Below are 2,905 nucleotides of genomic sequence, written 5' to 3'. Positions count from 1 at the left end.
GACAACGCGAGCACAGCCGATCGGTCCGTGTAAGCGGTCGCCAATGCGGTCAGCGTATTCGTGAAGCCCGGACCGCTGGTGGTTGCGTACACACCAAACCGGCCGCTCGCGCGACTGTAGCCGTCCGCGGCAAACGCGGCGCCCGCCTCGTGGGCGCACACCACAGGCAGCACATCTTGCTGACGCGACAGCGCTTCCAGCAGCGGATCGATTGCCGCGCCCGGCACGCAGAAGACATGCCGTATGCCCTCCTCGCGCAGCACACCGACAATCGCGTCGGCGACTTTCATTGCATGCTCTCCAGTTCCGACTTGATGATGTGGATAGCCGTCAGCGTGCGCGGCACACCGATATACACCGCCAGCAAAATAACGCATTCAAGCATTTCTTCGACGCGCATACCGCGTTTCAATCCGGTATGAACGTGCTGCCGAATCTGAATCTCCGCGTCGCCCTGTGTAATCAGCGTCGAAAAGACAATGAGTTCTTTCTCCCGCGCCGAGAGCAACGGTCTTTGCCACAGATTGCCAAGCCCGAACTCTTCAATAATTGAGAAGTAGTCCGGGCAAAACGACTTCAACTGTCTGAGCCACGCCGCGTGCGCGGGGTGGTACACGGTGTCGAGTTCCCTTTGCCCCGCCGCGACGTGATCTGCATTGCCCGCATTTTCCTGTTTCACGATGCCAATCCTCATTCACAGTTTCAGATGTCCGTTTCCCGCACCGCCACGTCGACCACGTTCAGCGCTTTCTGAAGTAATCCTCGCCGCCGGGCTGCAGCCAGTCTTCACGCGGCGGCGTGAAGATGTCGAGATCGATCGTATCTTCCAGCGCGAATGCGCAATGCGGGACGTTAGCCGGAATATGCAACACCTCGCCGGCTCTCACCGTCGCCGAGTGCTCAAGGTCCTGACCCATCCGGAATTCAAGCGCACCTTCGAGAATGCAGGTGAACTGCTCGTTCGGATGCGCGTGTCGGCTGACCTGCGCCCCTGCTTTCAAGGTCAGCCGCGACAGCATCATGTCATTACCCTGAATGATCTCCTGCGTGATCTTCGGGTCGAGTATCTTCGTGTGGAGCTCGCTCCAGACATGATGGGTTGCGGCGTTCTTGCGGGTCATGATGGGTCTCCGGGCCCGATGATGGCTCGATGTCAGTTCGATGGCCCGCGTTGAATCACGGGATAATCTGTCACGCCACTGCGGCAGCGTTGTTGATCTTTGCCGCAATACGGTGTGCCTCTTCGACGATGACGTCCTCCTGCCCCGCCACGAGTTTGCGCGCCGCGAGCCGTTCGCACAGTTCAAAAGCGTCGATGTGCAATTCGGTGGCGAGGCGTTCGATATGCGGAACGAACCCCGAGAAAAGACCAAATACACCCGTTGTGATATTGGCAATTGAAATATGCGGCGTGCGAACCGGCAGAAACGCTTCGGTTATCCTGGCGAGCGCCGCGGTATGTGCAAAGTCGGTTCGGGTCCGGTAGCCATATCGTTCGAGTACCGCAACGAGCGCTTCGAGCTGGGTATTCCCCGCACCCGCACCAAAACCTCTCACACAGGCGTCGAGCATCGTCGCACCGGCCTGTACCGCGACAATCGAGTTCGCCACCGCGAGCCCAAGGTTGTTGTGAGCGTGGTATCCGACTTCCACCGAAAGATTGTCGACCAGTCGCGCGACCTTCTCCGTGACGAGATCAGGCGTTGAAAAGCCCGCACTGTCCATCAGGACGATCGCATCGGCGCCATACGACTGCATCTGGCGGGACTGTTTCAGCAGTTCGTCCGCATCCGCCATGTGCGACATCATCAGTACGCCGTATGCGGTCTTTCCCGCGCGTTTGACGTGCTCGATGTATTGCCGCGTGATATTCGCTTCAGTGCAGTGCGACGCGATGCGGAAGACGTCCACGCCTACTTCGAGCGCGCGTTCGATATCGGTGGTCTTCCCGAAGCCGGGGATGAAGTGCACGGACAGCTTCGAATCCCGCAAATGCGCGCGCGCCGCCGCCAGCAGTTCCGTATCCGTGCCGGTCGCTTTGCCGAGCAGGCAAGACGACGCGCCCATGCCATTGCCGTGCCCGACTTCGACGATATCGATACCGGCTTGCTCCGCCGCGCTTGCGTAGTTCGCGATCTGCTCGGTCGTCAACTGATGGCGAACCGCATGGTTGCCGTCACGCAAGGTTGCGTCGCTCAGGATGATGGTGTTCGTCATGATCATTGACTCGCGAAAGTCTCGTGTCTGCTCTTTGCCACCGCGATTGCGGCGCAATTGATAATGTCCAGGTTGCCGGCGTATTGCGGCAAATAGTGGCCGCTACCACGCACCGTCACGCTAACGGTGATCCTGCCCGCATCGAGCACCGGGCTCAGCACGATGTCGAATCCAGGCACGTACTGGCGAACCGATTCCGCCGCCTCTTCGATTGCATGCTCGATCGCATCGAAATCGTCAAATGACGCGTACGCGTAGATCGTCGTTTGCATCGACACGCCCGGCTCGGCCGGATTGATATTCAGAATCGCCTTGACATCCTTCGCGCCGCTAAAGCGCGACAACGCATGTTCGGTCGTCAGAAGGTACTGATTGATGTTTTCGCGCGTGGCGAGTCCGGCGCTCGCCGCGGCAATGGTCGATACCACTTCGATGTAGTCGATCTGACGCGTCGTATTCTTGAGCGCATGAACCAGCGGCAAACTCGCCTGACCGCCGCAGGTAATCAGGTTGATGTTTTGCGCTGCCCCGATTTCGCCCAGGTTGATCGAAGGCACGCAGATCGCGCCGACACGAGCCGGCGTCAGGTCGATCGCGAACTTTCCGGCCGCCGAGAAAAACGCGTTATGTTGCGCATGCGCGTACGCCGACGTCGCATCGAATACGATGTCAAATGCGTTGGCATGGG

Annotated in this window: 5 protein-coding genes; all 5 read right to left on the bottom strand. The window is 59.2% G+C overall.

Features of this window, described 5'->3' with window-relative positions; genetic code table 11:
• A partial coding sequence (locus tag HV796_RS41425; RefSeq protein ID WP_246356372.1) for a thiamine pyrophosphate-binding protein occupies window positions 1–290 on the bottom strand: 290 nt, incomplete at its 3' end.
• Window positions 287–679 carry a carboxymuconolactone decarboxylase family protein gene (locus HV796_RS41420; protein WP_246356371.1) on the bottom strand — a complete coding sequence of 131 codons (393 nt, stop codon included), beginning with the start codon at window positions 677–679 and terminating at the stop codon, window positions 287–289. The genes HV796_RS41420 and HV796_RS41425, both read right to left, overlap by 4 nt.
• 61 nt (window positions 680–740) lie before the next feature.
• Window positions 741–1,121: a cupin domain-containing protein gene (locus HV796_RS41415; protein ID WP_175233438.1), complete on the bottom strand. Its 381-nt coding sequence runs from the start codon at window positions 1,119–1,121 to the stop codon at window positions 741–743.
• 70 nt (window positions 1,122–1,191) lie between these two features.
• Window positions 1,192–2,217, bottom strand: a complete 1,026-nt coding sequence (dmpG, locus tag HV796_RS41410; protein WP_175233437.1) for a 4-hydroxy-2-oxovalerate aldolase — start codon at window positions 2,215–2,217, stop codon at window positions 1,192–1,194.
• A gap of 2 nt (window positions 2,218–2,219) precedes the next feature.
• Window positions 2,220–2,905, bottom strand: a 686-nt coding sequence (locus tag HV796_RS41405) for an acetaldehyde dehydrogenase (acetylating) (protein WP_175233436.1), incomplete at its 5' end; no start/stop codon positions are given.

This window comes from Paraburkholderia humisilvae, from assembly GCF_902859855.1.
Classification (GTDB): Bacteria; Pseudomonadota; Gammaproteobacteria; order Burkholderiales; family Burkholderiaceae; genus Paraburkholderia; species Paraburkholderia humisilvae.
Note: the sequence above shows the minus strand (reverse complement) of the source record. Positions and strands in the feature narration are given on the sequence as shown.

What these genes read in the sequence shown, in the direction of transcription:
- HV796_RS41415 (WP_175233438.1), bottom strand. Translation starts at nt 1,121, where the DNA reads ATGACCCGCAAGAACGCCGCAACCCATCATGTCTGGAGCGAGCTCCAC.
- dmpG (WP_175233437.1), bottom strand. Translation starts at nt 2,217, where the DNA reads ATGACGAACACCATCATCCTGAGCGACGCAACCTTGCGTGACGGCAAC.